At 47.2% G+C, this 20081-nt stretch carries 20 protein-coding genes; 15 read left to right on the forward strand and 5 right to left on the reverse strand.

What is annotated here, in order from left to right; translation table 11 throughout:
- Nucleotides 1-15 precede the first annotated feature (15 nt).
- Genes menH through MU515_RS05240 form a run of 3 tightly spaced genes read right to left on the reverse strand, consistent with a single transcriptional unit; the run spans nt 16 to nt 3834 of the window.
- Nucleotides 16-807, reverse strand: coding sequence for a 2-succinyl-6-hydroxy-2,4-cyclohexadiene-1-carboxylate synthase (menH, locus tag MU515_RS05230; RefSeq protein WP_260259322.1), 792 nt, complete (start codon nt 805-807; stop codon nt 16-18).
- The gene (gene menD, locus MU515_RS05235) at nt 794-2527 is read right to left on the reverse strand and encodes a 2-succinyl-5-enolpyruvyl-6-hydroxy-3-cyclohexene-1-carboxylic-acid synthase (RefSeq protein ID WP_260259323.1); all 1734 of its coding nucleotides are present in this window, start codon (nt 2525-2527) and stop codon (nt 794-796) included. Before menD ends, menH begins: the two co-directional genes overlap by 14 nt.
- Nucleotides 2527-3834 carry an isochorismate synthase gene (locus MU515_RS05240; protein ID WP_260259324.1) on the reverse strand — a complete coding sequence of 436 codons (1308 nt, stop codon included), beginning with the start codon at nt 3832-3834 and terminating at the stop codon, nt 2527-2529. The genes menD and MU515_RS05240 overlap by 1 nt, the downstream gene beginning before the upstream one ends.
- A gap of 207 nt (nt 3835-4041) precedes the next feature.
- Here MU515_RS05240 and MU515_RS05245 point away from each other — a divergent pair, with 207 nt between their 5' ends.
- The 3 genes from MU515_RS05245 (at nt 4042) to MU515_RS05255 (ending at nt 7401) form a co-directional block, all read left to right on the forward strand.
- Nucleotides 4042-5256, forward strand: coding sequence for a pyridoxal phosphate-dependent aminotransferase (locus tag MU515_RS05245; protein ID WP_260259325.1), 1215 nt, complete (start codon nt 4042-4044; stop codon nt 5254-5256).
- A 123-nt stretch (nt 5257-5379) separates the two neighbouring features.
- Entirely contained in the window at nt 5380-5964 is a 585-nt protein-coding gene (gene yfbR, locus MU515_RS05250) for a 5'-deoxynucleotidase (RefSeq protein ID WP_260259326.1), read from the forward strand.
- A 120-nt stretch (nt 5965-6084) separates the two neighbouring features.
- On the forward strand, nt 6085-7401 hold the full coding sequence (locus tag MU515_RS05255) for an anti-phage deoxyguanosine triphosphatase (protein WP_260259327.1): 1317 nt from the start codon (nt 6085-6087) through the stop codon (nt 7399-7401).
- 15 nt (nt 7402-7416) lie between these two features.
- On the opposite strand, the gene MU515_RS05260 is transcribed toward MU515_RS05255, so the two are convergent.
- Nucleotides 7417-8028, reverse strand: a complete 612-nt coding sequence (locus MU515_RS05260) for a tRNA-uridine aminocarboxypropyltransferase (RefSeq protein WP_260259328.1) — start codon at nt 8026-8028, stop codon at nt 7417-7419.
- On the opposite strand from MU515_RS05260, the gene rrtA reads away from it, so the two are divergent.
- From rrtA to MU515_RS05315, 11 genes are all read left to right on the forward strand, one after another.
- Nucleotides 8017-8580, forward strand: a complete 564-nt coding sequence (gene rrtA, locus MU515_RS05265; protein WP_349775408.1) for a rhombosortase — start codon at nt 8017-8019, stop codon at nt 8578-8580. The genes MU515_RS05260 and rrtA overlap by 12 nt on opposite strands.
- A gap of 86 nt (nt 8581-8666) precedes the next feature.
- The gene (gene agaR / locus MU515_RS05270; protein WP_260259330.1) at nt 8667-9440 is read left to right on the forward strand and encodes a transcriptional repressor AgaR; all 774 of its coding nucleotides are present in this window, start codon (nt 8667-8669) and stop codon (nt 9438-9440) included.
- 433 nt (nt 9441-9873) lie between these two features.
- Entirely contained in the window at nt 9874-10650 is a 777-nt protein-coding gene (agaR, locus tag MU515_RS05275; RefSeq protein ID WP_260259331.1) for a transcriptional repressor AgaR, read from the forward strand.
- An 8-nt stretch (nt 10651-10658) separates the two neighbouring features.
- A complete protein-coding gene (locus tag MU515_RS05280; protein ID WP_260259332.1) occupies nt 10659-11966 on the forward strand; it encodes a D-tagatose-bisphosphate aldolase, class II, non-catalytic subunit in 1308 nt (435 codons plus the stop codon).
- Nucleotides 11966-13123, forward strand: coding sequence for an SIS domain-containing protein (locus MU515_RS05285; RefSeq protein ID WP_260259333.1), 1158 nt, complete (start codon nt 11966-11968; stop codon nt 13121-13123). The genes MU515_RS05280 and MU515_RS05285 overlap by 1 nt, the downstream gene beginning before the upstream one ends.
- A 58-nt stretch (nt 13124-13181) precedes the next feature.
- Nucleotides 13182-13655, forward strand: coding sequence for a PTS N-acetylgalactosamine transporter subunit IIB (gene agaV, locus MU515_RS05290; protein ID WP_260259334.1), 474 nt, complete (start codon nt 13182-13184; stop codon nt 13653-13655).
- Nucleotides 13656-13673: 18 nt separating this feature from the next.
- Complete coding sequence (gene agaW, locus MU515_RS05295; protein ID WP_260259335.1) at nt 13674-14450, forward strand: PTS N-acetylgalactosamine transporter subunit IIC; 777 nt, start codon at nt 13674-13676, stop codon at nt 14448-14450.
- Nucleotides 14440-15324: a PTS N-acetylgalactosamine transporter subunit IID gene (gene agaE, locus MU515_RS05300; RefSeq protein WP_260259336.1), complete on the forward strand. Its 885-nt coding sequence runs from the start codon at nt 14440-14442 to the stop codon at nt 15322-15324. Before agaW ends, agaE begins: the two co-directional genes overlap by 11 nt.
- Nucleotides 15325-15383: 59 nt before the next feature.
- Nucleotides 15384-15824, forward strand: a complete 441-nt coding sequence (gene agaF / locus MU515_RS05305) for a PTS galactosamine/N-acetylgalactosamine transporter subunit IIA (protein ID WP_260259337.1) — start codon at nt 15384-15386, stop codon at nt 15822-15824.
- Nucleotides 15814-17007 carry an N-acetylglucosamine-6-phosphate deacetylase gene (nagA, locus tag MU515_RS05310; protein ID WP_260259338.1) on the forward strand — a complete coding sequence of 398 codons (1194 nt, stop codon included), beginning with the start codon at nt 15814-15816 and terminating at the stop codon, nt 17005-17007. The genes agaF and nagA overlap by 11 nt, the downstream gene beginning before the upstream one ends.
- Entirely contained in the window at nt 16998-17852 is an 855-nt protein-coding gene (locus tag MU515_RS05315) for a tagatose bisphosphate family class II aldolase (protein ID WP_260259339.1), read from the forward strand. Before nagA ends, MU515_RS05315 begins: the two co-directional genes overlap by 10 nt.
- Before the next feature lie 201 nt (nt 17853-18053).
- On the opposite strand, the gene sohB is transcribed toward MU515_RS05315, so the two are convergent.
- Nucleotides 18054-19115 carry a protease SohB gene (gene sohB / locus MU515_RS05320; protein WP_260259340.1) on the reverse strand — a complete coding sequence of 354 codons (1062 nt, stop codon included), beginning with the start codon at nt 19113-19115 and terminating at the stop codon, nt 18054-18056.
- Between the two features lie 90 nt (nt 19116-19205).
- Between sohB and MU515_RS05325 the strand changes: the two genes are divergently transcribed.
- Complete coding sequence (locus MU515_RS05325) at nt 19206-19958, forward strand: YciK family oxidoreductase (protein ID WP_260259341.1); 753 nt, start codon at nt 19206-19208, stop codon at nt 19956-19958.
- Nucleotides 19959-20081 lie beyond the last annotated feature (123 nt).

A 20081-nucleotide genomic window follows, 5' to 3' on the forward strand; every position in this document is an offset into this window, starting at 1 on the left:
GTTTGTTTTAGCTATTCACTCGTCGAAATGAGTGCAAATTTGTTCTTTAATTTGGTGCGCAAATGCTTGAGGTTGTTCTTTATGTACATTATGTCCTGCATTTGCGATTTGACTGAAAGCTAAGCCACTGGCCTGTGCCATCTGGCTGAACTTATGATCCTTTGCGCCGCATATATAATGTAAATGCGTGCTGCTATCGCGTAATTGATTCAGCAAAAACGTTTGTTTCGCAAGTGATGTTGCTTGCAACATGTGCCCAATCGCCGGGCCTAGATTAGCACTGCGTAGCTGAATTAAAGTTTGTCTTTGCGCATGGTTTAATGAAGAAAATACCGCTTGGCGATACCAATCGTTCAATACCTGTTCAATTGGCTCAGATTTGAAACGGTTTGCCCAACGGCAATCGGTTTGCCAACGCTGCTGCTTTTCCTCTTCTGCCTGTAAACCAAAGTTACCGCCTTCAATTATCGCGAGTGGTATAGGCAATCCCTCAAAGGCATGATGAGCAATGCCATGCATTGCAATGCGCCCACCTAATGAGTAACCGATTAATACTATAGAAGAATTACCCTTTACTAGAGTAAGTAAAGTGTCAAAAATGAGCCGACAAACGTGAGCAAAATCGTCACATTGAATGTGTTTGCTTTGGCCATGGCCGGGTAAATCAAGGGTAATACACGGCCACTCAGGAAGGTTCTCGATACATGCTTGCCAATCGTAGCCATCACCTAACAAACCATGCAGAAACACCAATACTGGTGCTTCTGTCTGTGGGTCTTTCGGTGGATGATAGCTATAAGCGAGCATGTAACTGATTCAGTACCTGTTTAATTTGATTCGACGCTTGTTCCGGAGGTGTTTGCACCTCCAACAGTAATGCGCCACTGCCAGATAACAAATGTTGTTCTAGCTGCTGTTGATACTCTTGCCGAGTCGCCACCAATTGATAGCCAAGCTTAAACTGCTTTGCTGCGTGGCTAAAATCATAGCCATGAGGCATTTGATACAAAGCCTGCTTTTGCTGTTTAGGCACTGGCAGCAAATCAAAAATAGCGCCGCCATCGTTATTGGTTACCACAATCACAACTGGTGTTTGTTGCTCAGTGAACAACGCTAAAGAGTTCACATCATAAAGCAGTGACGTATCACCAATATACAACACACTTGGCTGTTGATTTGCTCTTACCACTCCTGCAGTTGTCGCCACTAAGCCATCAATGCCCGACGCTCCTCGGTTAGAGTAAACAGCTCGGCCATCAATTTGGGCAAACATATCGACCAAACGCACAAATAAACTGTTGCCTAAAAATAGCTGAGCTTTACTTGGTAATTGCTGCAACGTTAACGCGAGTTCTAACTCTGACAGAGACACATTTTCCGCACACACGTCTTTGGCAATATTCGCAACTCGCTGGCTTTGTCCTTTGAGAGAGTCTGCCCAACCCGCATTATCAATAACTAGATCGTAACTTCGCGCTATGTGCGTATCCAGCCAAGTTTCTAAGTCGCTCTGATGATGAATTTGTGGCAAGTGAGCTTGGTTGTTGCGTGATAACTGAGGACTCACGTAGTGGTACTCTGCGCCCTGTTCCACTGCACTGCACAGCCATTGGTTGAGGCGCTTTGAAACGATTCGAGAGCCAAGCTGAACCACAACTTGCGCTTCACTGAGATCATTTTTGGCCTTGGCATCTTGCAGCCAAATATCAAAATGGGCCCACTCACTGGTGCAGCCAGATTGTGCATCACACAGCAAAGGCCATCCTAAATACTTTGCTAGTTGCTGCGCTAATTTCGCCTGTTTGAGTTCCACACTGCCAACTACAAGTACGCCTTTGCGAGCCATCCAATTCAAGTCGATGTCGGATGCAAAGCTTGCCTGTGGCAGCACTTTGTTTACGTAAGGTTTTTGGCTCTCTCGCCAAGCTGATATCTGCGCTAAGTAATCTTGATAGATAGACTTATCTTGGTCGGAATAAAGCGGCTCAGGAAACGGACAATTAATATGCACCGTACTACCAAATTGCTGCTGGCGATACATCACATCATCAACAGATGTCAGCAACCAACGCAATGAAACTTGCGTGCTCGGTGTCGGCAGTTCGAGGCTTGCTGTGACATGCGAAGAGAAAATACCACTTTGCACTATGGCCTGATTAGCGCCGCAATCCACCAACTCTACAGGACGATCTGCGGTGAGCACCACCAGCTTTTCACCAGTTAGCTTAGCCTCTGCAATCGCGGGCAATAAGTTAGCGACCGCGGTGCCTGAAGTCACCACGATGGCTACCGGCTTGTGGCTCGCCTTGGCTAGCCCTAACGCCAGAAAACCTAAACCACGCTCATCAAAATGTGTATGAAGCGTCAGCTTTGTATTTTCTGCCGCTTCTAGAGTGAGCGGAGTAGAACGCGACCCCGGCGCCACACAAATTTGTTCAACGCCAAAACGCGTTAACTCTTCTAGCAGTGTTTGCGACCAAATTCGGTTTAATACCGCTTGGTCTGAAATTGGAGTTTGCTGAGCCATTAAGAGGCTACTCCTAACGGTGGATGATCGGTAATCAGCGACAACAACGTCGCCATCTTTTTATTCAGCTCTTGCCACTCATGTTCAGCCACAGAGCCCGGTACAATCCCCGCGCCTGCATACAAATGAACTTGTTCGTCAGCGACTTGCGCACTGCGAATCGCAACGCAAAACTCGGCTTTTTCATGGCTAATGTAACCCATAGAGCCAGCATACCAACTGCGCGCAAAAGGCTCATGCTGTTGAATAAAGGCCATCGACTCTTTTCTTGGTAGCCCTGCTACAGCCGCTGTCGGTTGCAGGCAGGACAGCAGCTGAACACCATTAACGCCTGCTTTGAGCTGCGCACGAATACTGCGTTTGAGGTGCTGTACTTTACGCAGGCGCACCAAGCGCACCTCTTGCTCAACTTCCACCACATCTGAATATGGCGTGAGGCGCTCTATAATGTCATCCACCACAAATTGGTTCTCATTGAGGTTTTTACTGTCTTGAGAAAGCCAATTCGCGAGCTTCATATCTTGGCTTGCACTGTCACCACGACCAATCGTACCCGCAAGTGCTTCGGTATAAAGCTCTGCGCCTAAGCGTTGATATAAGCGCTCAGGGGTCGAGCCTAAAAAGCAATGGGTATCATCAAGGGCTAACATAAAGTGAAAACTCTGATGATTATGTTCAATACTGGATTTGAGTAGTTGAGTGCCGCAAATCGCTGCGTCTAACTCAAGAGTTGTCTTACGCGCCAACACCACTTTTTTAAACGCTTGCTGCTCGATACCTGTAAGGGCTTGCTCGACCAATTGCGTCCATTGCGGCTGCTCTGGACTATGGCTCATCTGCTTAACGTGGGCAGACAAAGGCAATAAACTCGCGACCTGATGCTTCAAACTGCTCAAAGCATTAACGGCAAGTTGCTTATCGTGATGAAAGTTAACCGCCAAAGACCAACGCGTCTCTTCACGAATTAACTCTATTTGCGGTAAGAAAAAGAAAGATTCCGGACAATCGAGGTTTTTGTCGCTTTGACCATCAAAAGAGCGTCCACCCCAAATACGTTGCTCGCCACTAATACAGGCGTACGCAGGTGCAGGTTCAGTAAAAGTATGTAGTTGGCCTAATGCCACCACTTCTTCTTGGGTATCTCTTGATTGCCAATAAAACTTTGGAAACAAAGGCTGAGCTTGTAACCAATCAATGCACGCAAAATCAGGCTTTTGCGGTAGAACTTGAACCAGACGAGTTTCCCCGCCAATTGCATCCTTTACACGGTTAATCAGTTCGGTAATGGCTTGCTGGAAATATGACAAATAAACCTCGATGACAATCGATTTAGATGAGTAATCTAATTATACACTGCGTGCAGATCAAGATCGTAAGCAATCTTTTGCAGAATCCTGTGATTACGCCCAGATGGTAGTTGAACTAAAAAGCGCTAAAAGTCAGATTTATATTCTACCAAACCCCATTTTGGTGTACTTTAATAAAGAAATTCAATTATTTTTAGGTTTTACACAATGCAAAATATCGGGATGTCGTCAAAACTCGATAATGTCTGCTATGACATTAGAGGTCCTGTACTCAAACATGCTAAGCGCATGGAGGAAGAGGGGCATAAAATACTGAAACTAAATATTGGTAACCCCGCCCCATTTGGTTTTGACGCCCCAGATGAAATTTTGGTCGATGTGATTCGTAACTTGCCAACTTCGCAAGGTTACTGTGACTCAAAAGGCATTTACCCAGCGCGTAAAGCCGTGGTACAGCATTATCAAAAGAAAGGCATTCGCTCTTTAGATGTGGAAGATGTCTACATTGGTAACGGCGTGTCTGAGCTGATCGTGATGGCAATGCAAGCCCTGCTAAATAATGGCGATGAAATGCTTGTTCCTGCGCCTGACTACCCGCTATGGACAGCCTCTGTAGCGCTATCTGGCGGTAAAGCGGTGCATTACATCTGTGATGAGCAAGCAGACTGGTTCCCAGATCTCGATGACATTCGCAGCAAAATCACACCAAAAACACGCGGCATTGTGCTGATTAACCCAAACAACCCGACTGGCGCGGTATACAGCCGAGACTTCTTGTTGGAAGTGATCGAAATTGCTCGTCAGCACAAGCTAATTATCTTTGCTGATGAGATTTACGACAAAGTGCTGTACGACGGTGCAACTCACACCTCTGTGGCGACGCTTACTGACGATGTGTTGGTGATGACCTTCAATGGCCTATCTAAAGCCTACCGTGTTTGTGGCTTCCGTGGCGGTTGGATGTTTATGACTGGACCGAAGCATCAAGCGACAGGCTACATTGCCGGCTTAGAGATGCTGTCGTCGATGCGTTTGTGTGCCAACGTGCCAATGCAGCATGCGATTCAAACCGCATTGGGCGGTTATCAGAGTATCAATGAGCTGATCCTACCGGGTGGCCGCTTACTTGAGCAGCGCGACCGTGCTTGGGAACTGATCAACCAAATCCCAGGTGTATCGTGTGTGAAGCCTAAAGGTGCGATGTACCTATTCCCGAAAATTGATACGAAAAAGTACAAGATTCACGATGACCAAAAAATGGTGCTCGATTTCTTAGTACAAGAAAAAGTACTGCTAGTACAAGGGACTGGCTTCAACTGGCCTAAGCCGGATCACTTCCGCATTGTGACGTTGCCACACGTGGAAGACTTAGAAACCGCCATTGGCCGCTTTGAACGCTTCTTGTCGACATATAGCCAGTAGCAATTCAAACCTAAGTCTCTTATTCTTAAAGCAATCATCTGCAATCAGGTGGTTGCTTTTTTATTGATGGTGACTCAATAGGCCATTATCTTGAGACAAGATTTAAAGGGAAGGAAACAAGTCATGAAAGAGAGCCATTTTTTCGCTCATCTCGCTCGGATGAAACTAATACAGCGTTGGCCACTGATGCGCTCTGTCTCCACAGAGAACATCTCTGAGCACAGCCTACAAGTCGCCTTTGTTGCCCATGCCCTTGCTCTGATCAAAAACAAAAAGTTTGGTGGTAACGTCAACCCTGAACGTATCGCTATATTGGGCATGTACCATGACACCAGTGAAGTATTAACCGGTGATTTACCCACTCCGGTGAAATACTACAACCCAGAGATCGCCAAAGAATATAAGAAGATTGAAGCCGCCGCAGAGCAAAAATTGCTTTCCATGTTGCCAGAAGAGTTCCAAGAGGACTTTGCGCCTTATTTAGTCTCTCAATCGGCCCACAGTGAAGACGCAAAAATCGTTAAACAAGCGGATACCATCTGCGCCTATCTTAAATGTTTAGAAGAACTTAGCGCCGGAAATCACGAATATGCTTTGGCAAAAAAACGCCTTGATATCACCTTAAAAGAGCGTCATACCCCAGAAATGGACTATTTTCTTAATACTTTTGCGCCAAGCTTTGAACTATCACTAGACGAAATCAGCTAACACACTGTATGGTAATGAAATAAGTTGAACATATCCGGATAAATTCCTCTTCGGAAAATACAGGTGAGTGAATATTTCTAATTACTGATTGTTGGTTGGCCCAAGTTAAGGAGTGCGCGTATGACTTTTGATCTCAGCCCAATGTGGCAAAGCCGTCATGACGATGAGCATAAAATCCGCCGCGATGACCATCGCAGCCCTTATCAACGCGATAGAGCCCGCATTCTCCACTCCGCGGCATTTCGTCGCCTCCAAGCGAAAACTCAAATACACGGCACCAGCATCGATGATTTCCACCGAACCCGACTGACTCACTCACTGGAAGCAGCCCAACTAGGCACGGGAATCGTCGCCCAAATCAAAAAGAAGCAACCTGAATTTCGTAGTTTACTGCCTACCGATAGCCTGATCGATTCTATCTGTCTCGCGCATGATATCGGCCACCCGCCTTATGGTCATGGTGGTGAAATCGCACTCAATTATATGATGCGTGACCATGGCGGTTTTGAAGGCAACGCGCAAACCTTCCGCATCGTAACGAAACTCGAGCCTTATACCGAAAACTTCGGAATGAACCTTGTGCGCCGCACCCTACTCGGCTTAATCAAATATCCTGCGCTTATTAGTGCTACGCAAGCTAAACAGCGCGCAGAGCCTGTCTCCCATCAAAGAAAGTTACGTGCTCACGATTGGACTCCGGCGAAAGGCATTTACGATTGTGACTCAGCATTATTTGACTGGATCTTACAACCACTCACCGATGGGGAAAAACAGGTTTTCTCCCAGATGCGTGACGAGCAGCTTAGCCCTGAACAACACAGTAAAACGCGTTATAAATCCTTAGACTGCTCAATTATGGAGCTAGCTGATGACATCGCCTACGGCGTGCACGATTTAGAAGATGCGATTGTGTTAGGCATGGTGAATCGCCACCAATGGTTGGAAGCGGCAGCCAGCCAATTGGCAGAATGTGGTGACCCATGGTTTGAAAAGCACATCGCTTCAGTCAATGAAATGTTGTTTGCTGGTACACACTACCAACGCAAAGATGCGATTGGCGGCATGGTTAATGCCCTGCTGACCAGTATTTCCATTAAACCCGTCGATGCCCCATTTGATTCTAAACTACTGGCGTTCAATGCCTACTTAGAGCCAAGCATGGCCAAAGCGTTAGAAATTCTAAAACGCTTTGTGAGTCAATATGTGATTCAAGCGCCGCACGTACAGGTGATGGAATACAAGGGTCAACAAATCATCATGGATATCTTTGAAGCCATGAGTGCTGACCCAATGCGCCTATTGCCATTAGAAGTGAGAACAGATTGGCGTAATGCCAAAGATGAAGCCGCGCAGATGCGGGTGATTGCAGATTACATCTCATCCATTACCGATGGTCATGCTAAGCGCCTCCACCAGCAACTGTTTTCTCCGCTGTAAAGCTAGGGGAAGAGACTATTGGCGGTAGTTTTTCTCAAACACGCCCGCTGGCATTTGAGCAATTTGAAACTCTATCATTTGTTCAAATGCCACCAGTAAGGGTGAAAAGTCGCGTTCTGGCTCAAGGCCTTGCAAAACATAATAGCCCGCTTCAACGGTAGAAAGTGAATTGTCACTTGGCGCTTTGCGAATCCGATAGTTTCCTTTCAAATCATTCGGCAGTTTCACTTGCGCTAACGAATGTAGATTGGTTGAAAGCTGCCACATTTTGAAGGCTTTCTTCCACGTGCCATCTAACAAAATAACCCGATACTTTTGCTTGGTTGATGTCGATTGGCTTTCAAGCTGAATCAACTCTATCGCCTGCTCACCCGGGTACAAAACAAAATGACGATAATCACTCTCTGACAATAGCTGATTTAGCTGCGAATGGTCGGTAAAGTTCTCACCGACAAAACAATAACTGTTTGACAAACAAAGGGTAAGAATGCGAGCTGTCCCCATAGGGCGCTTTGCTTCACTTGGATGTTGGAGGATGATTAACTCGACGTTCGATGGTAGGCTTTGTACCCACTGACAAATACACGCTTTGAGTGATTTTCCACATTGAGAACAATAACGAGACATGGCTGGCAATTAATCTTTAGTTTGTTAGCGGTAAGTGCAGTCTGCTTTGCGTTGCAGTTTGAACCCTTGGCATCCGTGGCCAACTGGCAAGCGGACCTTATCCCACAAGGGCAGTGGTTGCGCATCCTAACAGGAAACTTCACTCATACCAACTTTAACCACTTAGCGATGAATCTTGCCGCGCTGTGGATCATCACTTTCATTTTTAAACCGAGTGTTCGATCACTACTGGCTTTATTGGTATTCGTTAGTTTAGGCGTAGGCATCGGCATTCTTTATACTAATATTCAGAGCTACGTTGGGCTGTCGGGCACGTTACATGGCTTGTTCGCTTACTACGCACTCAGAGAGGCCTTGCAAGGTCGAGCATCTAGCTGGTTACTGGTAATTGGCGTGGTAGCAAAAGTGGTATGGGAACTTGTTTATGGCCCTTCAGCCTCTACGGCCGAGCTGATTCAAGCGCGAGTGGCGATTGAAGCTCACTTGTGCGGTGTGGTCAGTGGCTTAATATTCGCACTCGTCTCATATCCGCTTTACAAAAGTGGACGCTAAGTCGCACTCCCTAATCTATTGATTTTCGGCCAAACTAAAACACTGATATTCTTCGTTTATAAACATCTTGTTGCACAGTATAAATTATGACCACCACCGCTCAGCGTCGCGACGCCATTTTGCAATACATACAAACCAATCAAAAAGGCGATGTGAACTACTTTTCCCAGCTGTATGACGTTTCAGAAGTGACCATCCGTAGCGATCTTAACTTCCTTGAAAAGAAAGGCTGTGTAACTCGTTGCTACGGCGGCGCGCTGATCAATAATCAATTTGCGTTTGAGCGCCCACTCAACGATAAAAAGCAAATACACTCCAGTATCAAAGCCAAACTTGGCCAATACGCTGCTTCGCTCATACAAGATGGTGATCGCATCATTCTCGATTCAGGCTCGACCACTGAGCAAATTGCCCATCACCTGCACGAGAAACGTGATTTGACCGTAATGACCAACGGGATCAACATCGCTTATCACCTTGCAAATCAAGATGAGGTCGAGGTGATGGTCACCGGCGGCATGATGCGTAAGAACTCATACTCTTTGCACGGTTCAGGTGGTGAAGAGCTCTTATCAGGCTTTCGATTTAATACGCTATTTTTAGGCGTGGATGGCTTTGATAAACAAACTGGCGTCACGACCCCGCATCAAGGGGAAGCGGATATTAACCGTAAAATGGTTGAAGCCGCCCAAACCGTTATCGCGATCACCGACTCTTCTAAATTTAATCGCCAAAGCTTTTGCTTGATTGCTCGCCCTGAGCAACTCGATATGTTGATTACAGATGGCGGCATTCCACAAGATTACCTCGATCATCTAACCGCGCTTGGCGTAGATGTTCGAATTGTTGATGTCTCATAGACCAATCTCACTACACCTCTTATTTCGCTTTTTATCGCGATCATCTACTGACTGGTTTCAACTGAATGAATAGTCGCTTGGTCGCGATTATTCTTCATTTCACCCTGCACAAATTTTACTCACTTGTTCAAAGTGTGATCTCGCGCAGGTGACATTCCGAAACCCCTACTTTCATTGCCACAATTTTCCCTCTTTCACTTTCAATTTAACACTTGTCAGCAAAATAGCGGCTTTCAATTCATAACACACCACAAAAACCGAAAGACTGACCTTTCACTTTAATGAGAACGAAAGGGTTTTTGGGCAAAAACCGAAAGACAATAGGGTGTGATCTAACTTTCACTTTTGTTTTGTTTGCCCTGCTTTAATACCAATCAAAAGAAATCGAAACATTTCTAAGAACAAATGAAATGTAACGAAAGAGGAATTGGTAATGACCAGTGCAGAACGAAGACAAAAGATAATGGCGCATATTCGCACTCATGGCTCAGGCCGTGTGGATGAGTTTGTCGACCAATTTAATGTGTCTGCGGTAACCATTCGTCATGATCTGAATTTACTTGAGAAAGAAGGCTGCGTATTCCGCTGCTACGGCGGCGCTAGTTTGAACCCAAACTTCGCATTCGATCAGCCTCTTTACCGCAAAGATCAAATCAACCGCAACGCCAAACAGAGCATTGCCTTGGCCGCAGCCAAACTAGTGAAAGACGGCGAAGCTATCATCCTAGATTCCGGCTCTACCATCGGTTTAATGCCTCAGTACCTGAGTGACAAGCAGCAACTGGTAGTAATGACCAACGCACTCAACACCGCTTACCAACTCAGCGGCAATGAAAACATCGATTTACATGTCGTGGGCGGCACATTACGCAGAGCTTCTTGCTCTCTGATTGGTCACCACGGTGAACAGCAAGTTCGCTCTTACCTATTCGACAAACTTTTCTTAGGGGTCGATGGCTTCGACCTCAAAGCGGGTATCACCACACCAGACAACCATGAAGCACAAATCAACCGCGCCATGTGCGAGGTTGCGCATCAAGTTATCGCGGTAACGGACTCAAGCAAATTTGGCCGCAAAAGCTTTTGCATGATTCGTGCGGCCAACCAAATTGATGTGCTAGTCACCGACAGCAATATCCCGCACAGCACGCACCAAGCCTTACTCGACATGGGTGTCGAAGTGATTCTCGCAGACCAAACCATTAATTAGGGACCACCATGAAATCTTTACAATCACTGATTGAGCAGCACAAACAAGGACAAGCAACTGGCATTTACTCAGTTTGCTCTGCGCACCCATTAGTGCTCGAAGCGGCGCTTAAACAAGCCGCACAAGATAACCAGTTGGTGCTGATTGAAGCAACCTCAAACCAAGTGAATCAATTTGGTGGCTACACAGGCATGACGCCACAAGACTTTGCTAAGCACGTATACCAGCTTGCAGAGCAACTTAATTTTCCTACTGAGCGCATTGTACTTGGTGGCGACCACCTTGGCCCAAACTGTTGGCAGAACCTACCTGCAAAACAGGCCATGGAATACTCAGCAACGATGATTCATGACTATGTCACAGCTGGGTTTAACAAGATTCACCTTGATTGCTCAATGTCTTGCGCTGACGACGAAACGCCACTTAGTGAAGAAGTGATGGCCGAGCGCGCGGCGCAGCTTTGTTTAGTTGCTGAAGACGCATGGCATCAATCTGGTGGCCAAGCCCCTTTATACGTCATCGGTACAGAAGTGCCGACACCGGGCGGTGCGCTTGAATCTCTGGAAGACGAAGGGCTAGAACTCACCAAACCTGACGAAGCATTAGCCACACTAGATGCCCATCACCAAGCTTTTAGTGACCTAGGTTTAGGTTACGTTTGGCCACGTGTGATTGGCCTTGTGGTTCAACCAGGTGTCGAGTTCGACCATCACTCCATTCACCACTACCAAAGCAGCCAAGCGCAAGCGCTGAGCAAAATCATCAAGGGTCAGCCTCACTTAGTATTCGAGGCGCATTCGACCGATTACCAAAATCCAACCGCGTACCACGAGTTGGTAAAAGACCACTTCGCGATTTTGAAAGTCGGCCCAGCACTCACCTTCGCACTGCGTGAAGCACTATATGGCCTAGATCGCGCTGAGCTGGAATGGCTAGGTAGCCACGATGCTTCTCACCTGCGTGACACCGTCGAGCAAGTGATGCGTGAAGAACCGGATTACTGGCGCTCGCACTACCTAAGCAAAGGCCACCAGCAATTTCTCGATTGCAGCTACAGCCTAAGTGACCGCATTCGTTACTACTGGACACATCCAGAAGTTCAAAAAGCGCAGCGCACGCTGTTTAACAACCTTGCTGCGAACCCATTGCCGCTGACTCTGCTTAGCCAATATCTACCGAATCAAGCGAAAGCGATTTTCCAAAACCAAATTCAGAATCAACCTGCTGACATTGTAATTCACAAGATCATGGAAGTGACCGAGGTCTATTCCGATGCCTGTTATTCAAATGCAGTAGCGTGTAAGGAGACCATCTAATGACCACGTTTTTAGGCTACCAAGCCGAATGGCTTGAGCAACGAGGCGGTATTCATACTGCTCAAGAAATCAATCATCAACCGCGCTTGTGGCGCAACCTTGCTGACATATTGGAAAGCCAGTTTGAATCTGCTAACGCGTTCTTATCGCCACTATTAGCACGCAAAGAGCTGCGCATCATTCTAACCGGTGCTGGCACTTCCGCTTTTGTGGGTGACGCGGCTGCGCCATTTATCCAAGCGGGATTGAACTTCCAAGTCGAGTCTATTCCAACTACGGATTTAGTTTCTAACCCAGAGCAGTACCTAGACCCTAAGCGCCCGACTTTGTTGGTCTCTTATGCTCGCTCAGGCAACAGCCCTGAAAGTGTGGCAGCGGTTGAGCTAGTGGATCAGTTAATCCCTGAAAGCTTCCACCTGTTTTTAACCTGTAACAGCGACGGTGCTCTATCTCGCTACTCAGACAAAGCCAGCAACGCATACTGCATGCTGATGCCAGAAGGCTCAAACGATAAAAGCTTTGCCATGACATCCAGCTTTAGCTGCATGTTGATGTCGTCTTTAACGTTGCTAGGCGGTGAAACCCCAAGCCAATGGCGCGGCCAAATCGAAGCCATCGCAGAGCTATGTGAAAGCAAGTTGTCACAATGGCAAAGCAACATTAAACAGCTGGCTAGCCAACCTTATGAACGCCTAATCGTGCTTGGCAGCGGCGGCTTTGCTGGCCTTGCTCGAGAAGCCTCATTGAAATCTTTAGAGCTAAGCGCAGGCAAAGTGATGACCGCATTTGACTCATCATTAGGTTTTCGCCACGGGCCTAAATTCACCATCAATGACAAAGCGCTAGTAATTCAACTTTTCTCTAGCGATGCATACACCCGTCAATACGACATGGACCTGTTCAATGAGATTCGCCGTGACCAGCAAGCCCTTGGCCATATTGCCATTACTGAAGGCGCGCTAGATAGCGACAACGTATTTGAGCTAGGCCAACTCAACCTAGGCGATGCATGGCTTTGCTTCCCATACATTTTGTTCTGCCAAATGTTGGCATTTGAAAAATCACTCCAGCTTGGATTTGGTCCTGACAACCCATGCCCAACTGGCGAAGTAAACCGCGTGGTGCAAGGTGTCACCATCTATCCATTTAACAAATAACGCTACCCATTAATAAGCATCAATTAATTAAGCAATTGAATTTTAGAAGGAAACTAACATGCCAAATATCGTTTTAAGTCGTATTGATGAGCGTCTAGTTCACGGCCAAGTCGGTGTTCAGTGGGTAGGTTTTGCAGACGCAAACATCGTTGTTGTGGTTAACGATGAAGTCGCGGAAGACTCCATCCAACAAAACCTAATGGAAATGGTGCTGGCTGACGGTATCGCGATTCGTTTTTGGACGGTACAAAAAACCATCGACACCATTCACAAAGCCTCTGATCGCCAACGCATCCTACTGGTGTGTCGTACACCAAAAGATTTTCGTCAACTGGTAGATGGCGGCGTGCCAATTACCAACATCAACGTAGGCAACATGCACTACGTGGAAGGCAAAAAACAGATTTCTAAGACCGTTTCGGTGGATGCCGCAGACGTCGAGGAATTTGAAAAACTAAAAGCGCTGGGGGTGAACTGCACCATTCAAGGTGTGCCTACAGAAAGCGCAACCGACCTCTTTACTCTTATCTGATAATAAAGGACAAACATCATGGAAATAGGACTCTTACAGGCGTTGATGCTCGGCATCCTAGCCTTCTTTGCAGGCCTTGACTTGTTCAACGGCCTCACCCACTTCCACCGCCCTGTGGTACTTGGCCCGCTGGTCGGCCTCATCTTAGGCGACCTGCAAACCGGTATTCTGGTTGGTGGTACGTTAGAGCTAATCTGGATGGGCCTTGCCCCTCTTGCAGGCGCTCAGCCACCAAACGTAATCATCGGTACTATCGTAGGTACGACCTTCGCAATCACCACCAAAGTTGAGCCAAACGTGGCGGTGGGTGTCGCTGTACCTTTCGCGGTCGCGGTGCAAATGGGTATCACACTACTGTTCTCAGCGATGTCTGCTGTGATGTCGAAATGTGATGACTTTGCTCGTAATGCAGATACCGACGGTATCGAGCGCGTTAACTACTTCGCACTGGCGGTACTTGGCACTTTCTACTTCCTATGTGCCTTCCTACCAATCTACCTAGGTGCCGAGCACGCTGGTGCAATGGTTCAAGCGCTGCCTAAAGAGCTTATCGACGGCCTAGGTGTTGCCGGCGGCATCATGCCAGCCATTGGTTTCGCGGTACTGATGAAAATCATGATGAAGAATGCCTACATCCCTTACTTCATCCTTGGCTTTGTTGCCGCAGCTTGGATTGAACTGCCAATCCTAGCCATTGCTGCCGCTGCAACCGCTATGGCAATCATCGACTTTATGCGCAAAACCGAACCTACCCCTGCAACTGCACCAGCTGAGGACTTTGAAGATGGAATCTAATGTAAGCAATGAGCTTGACCTTCGCGGCCAAAACACTGAGGTGCAACCTGCTCCAGGTGTAGCGCAAGACGAGTACGAAAACAAAGAGATTGGTGCTGAGCTAACCAAAGCTGACATCAACAAAATGGCTTGGCGTTCGCTGTTGCTGCAAGCGTCATTTAACTTCGAACGTATGCAGGCTTCTGGTTGGCTCTATGGCCTACTGCCTGCTCTGAAGAAAATCCACACCAACAAGGCTGACCTTTCGAAAGCGATGCAAGGCCACATGGGGTTCTTCAACACGCACCCATTCTTGGTGACCTTCGTAATGGGTATCGTGCTGGCGATGGAGCGTTCTAAACAAAACATCAACAGTATTCAGAGCACCAAAATCGCAGTCGGTGCCCCTATGGGCGGTATCGGTGATGCCATGTTCTGGCTAACCCTACTTCCTATCTGTGGTGGTATCGGTGCCGACCTAGCATTGCAAGGCTCCATCATGGGTGCAGTGTTCTTCTTCGTGCTGTTTAACGCGGTTCACTTTGGTCTTCGCTTTGGCTTAGCGCACTACGCCTACCGCATGGGTGTTCAAGCTATCCCTGTGATTAAAGCTAACACCAAGAAGGTCGGTCACGCCGCTTCAATGGTCGGTATGACAGTTATCGGTGCATTAGTTGCGACATACGTTCGCCTATCCACCACAGCGGAAATCACCGCGGGTGATGCAGTCGTAAAACTGCAAGCTGACGTTATCGACAAGCTTATGCCAGCCTTCTTACCACTGGTTTACACCCTAGCAATGTATGCACTAGTGAAACGCGGCTGGAGCCCACTAAAACTGATCGGTATTACCGTGACTCTAGGCATTGTTGGCCGCTTTATGGGCTTCCTATAAACACCGAGTAACACCAATAAAACGGGGCTGGTACGCCAGCCCCACAAAAGGAACAACACATGATTTCAGTAATTTTGTCTGGCCACGGTGGCTTTGCTTCAGGTATCGCAAAAGCGATTCATCAAGTGATTGGTGAGCAGCCTCAGTTCAAGTTCATCGATTTTCCGGAAGAAGCGACGACACCACAACTTGAAGCGTCGATGCGCAGTGCCATTGAAGAGATTGACTCGGGTGACGGCATCGTTTTTCTCACTGATTTATTGGGCGGAACACCGTTTCGCACCGCATCACTGCTAAGCCAAGAGCGTAGCGATATTGAAGTAGTGACAGGCACTAACCTGCAAATGGCGGCTGAAATGCTGTTAGAGCGCGACGAACTCCAACTGATTGAGTTTCGTGACCAAGCGGTTGAATGTGCGCACCGAGGCATTACCTCTCTTGCAGCAGAAATGGCATGTAAAGCTGAACAAACAGCAACGGTAGAAGAAGATGGCATCTGATCTACAACACTATCGTGCAGAGCGAGTGCTACACGGCAATCAATGGCTCAATGATGCCATTGTTAGTGTCGATGGCCACGGCTTGATTGCGGCAATTCGCCCTTTTGATAGCACGATTGACCAAGACTACACCGACTTAGGCAAAGTGAGCCTAATGCCGGGGCTGATTGACTCACACGTTCATGGCGCAAATGGCTGCGATGTGATGGATGCAAGCCACGATAGCCTAAATACCATGTCGAACTTTTTCGCCAGCAAAGGCGTGACTGCATTTGTTCCCACCACAGTAACCGCGCCGGTAGCAAAAATCCGTGCGGCGCTAAAACAAGTCGCGCAAAGCAAAAAAATGGGAGTGGCAGGTGCCGAGATTTTAGGCGCGTATTTAGAAGGGCCTTACTTCACTGAGAAGAACAAAGGCGCTCACCCAACAGAATGGTTTCGTGAGTTATCAACTGAAGAGTTAGAAAACTGGATTTCTTATTGCGATAACCAACTTATCACCGTGGCATTAGCCCCTGAAAAACCGGGCGCATTGGAAGCGATTCGCTACCTACGCTCACAAGGCATCAAAATCATGCTTGGCCATACTGACGCCAGCCATGACCAAGTGAAAAACGCATTAAATGCTGGCGCAAATGGCATTGTCCACTGTTACAACGGTATGCGTGGTCTTCATCACCGAGACCCGGGCGTTGTTGGCGCTGGCTTAGTTCACCCAAATTGTTATGTGGAAATGATTGCCGATGGCCATCACGTACACCCAACCGCGATAGATGTCGCGCATCGCTGCTGCTCATCTCGCTTAACCCTTATCACGGATTCAATGTGCGCGGCAGGTATGCCTGATGGTCAATACGTGCTGGGCGAATACACCGTCACGATGAAAGACGGTGTGGTTATGACGGACTCTGGCAGCTTAGCTGGCAGCACTCTGACTCTAAATAACGCCGTCACTAACTTGCAGCAATGGCTTAATTTACCGCTTGAACAAGCATGGCTCATGGCTTCTTTAACGCCTGCTCAATCTCTCGGTATTCAACATCAACTCGGCACTTTAGAAGTGGGCAAACGCGCTTCTATGGTGGCTATTCATTCTGATTTCTCAATTGATAAAACTTGGGTGAACGGGCGTCTGGTATTCGATGCAGTTGCTACGCCCAACCAGGAGGCTTTATGTATCTAATTTCTTCTCGTGAAATGCTTAAACGTGCACAACTAGGTGGCTATGCGGTACCCGCTTTCAACATTCACAACCTTGAAACAGTGCAAGTTATCGTTGAAACCGCTTCTGAAATGGGCTCGCCAGTTATCTTAGCGGGTACGCCGGGCACTTATGATTACGCAGGCACTGATTACCTAATCAGCATCTGTAAAGAGGCAGCACATAAACACTCTATGCCGCTTGTACTGCATCTTGACCATCACGAAGACCTGCAAGACATCCGCACTAAGGTAGAGCATGGTATTCGCTCAGTGATGATTGATGGTTCTCACCACGCATTTGATCAAAACATTGAGATTGTCCGCTCAGTCGTACAGCACTGCAACCGTTACGACGCCAGTGTTGAAGCTGAACTAGGCCGTCTTGGCGGCCAAGAGGATGACCTGATTGTGGATAGTGCCGATGCCTTTATGACCGACCCAGCATCCGCTGCGGAGTTTGTTCGTCGCACTGGTATCGACTCTCTTGCGGTAGCGATTGGTACCGCTCACGGCATGTACAAGTCTGAACCAAAACTCGATTTTGATCGCTTAGAGAAGATTCGCTCTTTAGTTGATATTCCTTTGGTCCTTCATGGCGCATCTGGTGTGCCTGATGAGATGGTCAAACGCAGCATCGATTTAGGTGTATGCAAAGTGAACATCGCCACTGAACTAAAAATTGCCTTCTCAGATGCGGTGAAACAGCACTTCAGCGAAAACCCAGGCGCTAATGACCCGCGTAAATACATTACTCCGGGCAAAGCAGCGATGAAGCAAGTTGTTATAGATAAGATCCGCATGTGCGGAAGTGAAGGTAAAGCTTAAACATTTATACCCGAGGTTGCGGCAGCACCGATTTGGTATAGGTAACACCCACCCCCTATAGGTGTTATTCAGGGAGCCCTAGTCAGGCTCCCTTTTTTCGGTCTAATGTCTTGTTATATGCGATCGGTACTGATTGAAATGGCATAAAAAAAGCAAGGCTCAAGGCCTTGCTCTTTCACTATCCATTAAGCTTTTACTAGCTTAAACAATCGGGCGTTGACCACGATCGGCTAGCTTCATCAATACGTTATCTGCTGCTTCACCCACAAGGCCTGCAAGCTTAGAAGTGATTTTCTTCTTCTCTACGTAATGAATCGCCAATACGGTCTTATCTTTACACGCTTCAACAACAAGATCGTCTGAGGTTTTGATTTCATCAACCAAACCCAACTTGTGTGCTTGAGTACCAAACCAGTGCTCACCCGTTGCCACATTTTCCAGATCGAGCTCTGGTCGACGCTCACGAATGAAGTCTTTGAACAGTACGTGCGTCTCTTCTAGCTCTTGTTTGAACTTATCACGCGCTTTGTCGGTATTTTCACCAAACATGGTTAGGGTTCGTTTGTACTCACCCGCAGTCAGCTGTTCATACTCAATATCGTATTTTTTCAATACTTTATTAAAGTTTGGTAGCTGCGCAATCACACCGATTGAGCCCACAATAGCAAAAGGTGCAGAAACAATTTTATCGGCAATACATGCCATCATGTAGCCGCCACTTGCTGCCACTTTATCCACTGAAATCGTCAATGGCAGACCCGCCGCTTTTAGGCGATCAAGCTGCGATGATGCCAAGCCATAGCCATGTACCATACCGCCGCCTGATTCAAGGCGAAGTAGCACTTCATCACCGTCACGCGCTACCGCAAGCACTGCGGTCACTTCTTCACGCAATGACGCTACTTCTTTGGCATCAATGCTGCCTTTGAAATCCAATACAAACAGATGAGGTTCGCGTTTAGAATCTAACTCGCCCTCTTTCGCTGCTTGCTTGATCTCTTTTTCGCGCGCTTTGTTTTTCTCTTTCTCTTGTTTCTTCTCAGCTTTATCGCGAGCTTTAATGAAAGAGTCATCATGCAAGTGGTGCTCTAGTTGCTCCACTGTCTCTTTGTGCTTCTCAGTTAGGTTGGTCACTTCTAGCTCACCTTTAACCGAGCCACCTTTCCCACCTGCACTTTTAGCGATGATTAGAATCGCTATCAATGCGACCACTACAGTCACAATCTTGGCCAAAAACAGGCCGTAATCCAACAAAAATTCCAAGGTGAATATCCTCTCAATGGGCGAATTGATGTATTGTAACCACCATATTACGATTTCTTAAAGTAAATCATCATAATAAGGAAGTATAGAGTGGAATATTCAGTTGCTGGCGACGCATTAAAAGACAAAATCATTCTTGTGACCGGTGCCGGGGCAGGTATTGGTAAACAAGCCGCGTTAAGTTTTGCTGAGCGAGGCGCGACCGTTATCCTACTTGGTCGCACCGTTAAAAAGCTGGAACAAACTTATGATGAGATTGAAGCCGCGGGCTACCCACAAGCAGCGATTATTCCACTCGATATGAAAGGCGCCTCAAAGCAGAACTATCTTGATATGGCTGACACCATTGAAGGCCAATTCGGTCACTTAGACGGTGTTTTACACAATGCCAGTTTGCTGGGGGTGATCAGCCCATTCGATCAAATTGGTGAAGAGAGCTACGACGATGTGATGCAAGTAAATGTGAAAGCGCAATTTTTAATGACACAAGCTCTACTACCATTGCTGCACAAATCTCAAGATGCTCGCTTAGTCTTCACTTCTTCAACGGTTGGCCATAGTGGTCGCGCTTTCTGGGGTACTTACGCCATGTCAAAGTTTGCCACAGAAGGCATGATGCAAGTGCTGGCTGACGAGCTGAGCGACTCTACTATTCGCGTCAATGCGATTAACCCAGGGGCCACTCGCACAGGTATGCGCGCTAAAGCCTACCCTGCTGAAGATGCTGAATTGCTCAAAACACCATTGGATATCATGCCACTCTACCTTTACTTAATGGCGCCAGAAGGCAAGCAAGTACATGGCCAATGTATCGATGCTCAGCCGAAAAAACTGTCGCAGTAAATAACCGCAAAAAATAAGACAATTTAACTGATTTACATCAACGCCTTGTGAGCCCACAAGGCGTTTTTTAGTTTCGGGCTATTGCAGCCAACGGCGAATAAATTATACTGTATGTATATACAG

It is taken from the genome of Vibrio intestinalis (assembly GCF_025195085.2).
GTDB lineage: Bacteria > Pseudomonadota > Gammaproteobacteria > Enterobacterales > Vibrionaceae > Vibrio > Vibrio intestinalis.

Excerpts from the sequence above, each read along its gene's own strand:
- MU515_RS05255 (WP_260259327.1), top strand. The coding sequence starts at position 6,085 with ATGACTTTTGATCTCAGCCCAATGTGGCAAAGCCGTCATGACGATGAG.
- agaE (WP_260259336.1), top strand. The coding sequence starts at position 14,440 with ATGGAATCTAATGTAAGCAATGAGCTTGACCTTCGCGGCCAAAACACT.
- agaR (WP_260259330.1), top strand. The coding sequence starts at position 8,667 with ATGACCACCACCGCTCAGCGTCGCGACGCCATTTTGCAATACATACAA.
- menH (WP_260259322.1), bottom strand. The coding sequence starts at position 807 with ATGCTCGCTTATAGCTATCATCCACCGAAAGACCCACAGACAGAAGCA.
- yfbR (WP_260259326.1), top strand. The coding sequence starts at position 5,380 with ATGAAAGAGAGCCATTTTTTCGCTCATCTCGCTCGGATGAAACTAATA.
- agaV (WP_260259334.1), top strand. The coding sequence starts at position 13,182 with ATGCCAAATATCGTTTTAAGTCGTATTGATGAGCGTCTAGTTCACGGC.
- agaF (WP_260259337.1), top strand. The coding sequence starts at position 15,384 with ATGATTTCAGTAATTTTGTCTGGCCACGGTGGCTTTGCTTCAGGTATC.
- MU515_RS05315 (WP_260259339.1), top strand. The coding sequence starts at position 16,998 with ATGTATCTAATTTCTTCTCGTGAAATGCTTAAACGTGCACAACTAGGT.
- menD (WP_260259323.1), bottom strand. The coding sequence starts at position 2,527 with ATGGCTCAGCAAACTCCAATTTCAGACCAAGCGGTATTAAACCGAATT.
- MU515_RS05245 (WP_260259325.1), top strand. The coding sequence starts at position 4,042 with ATGCAAAATATCGGGATGTCGTCAAAACTCGATAATGTCTGCTATGAC.
- nagA (WP_260259338.1), top strand. The coding sequence starts at position 15,814 with ATGGCATCTGATCTACAACACTATCGTGCAGAGCGAGTGCTACACGGC.
- MU515_RS05280 (WP_260259332.1), top strand. The coding sequence starts at position 10,659 with ATGAAATCTTTACAATCACTGATTGAGCAGCACAAACAAGGACAAGCA.
- MU515_RS05260 (WP_260259328.1), bottom strand. The coding sequence starts at position 8,028 with ATGTCTCGTTATTGTTCTCAATGTGGAAAATCACTCAAAGCGTGTATT.
- MU515_RS05285 (WP_260259333.1), top strand. The coding sequence starts at position 11,966 with ATGACCACGTTTTTAGGCTACCAAGCCGAATGGCTTGAGCAACGAGGC.
- agaR (WP_260259331.1), top strand. The coding sequence starts at position 9,874 with ATGACCAGTGCAGAACGAAGACAAAAGATAATGGCGCATATTCGCACT.
- agaW (WP_260259335.1), top strand. The coding sequence starts at position 13,674 with ATGGAAATAGGACTCTTACAGGCGTTGATGCTCGGCATCCTAGCCTTC.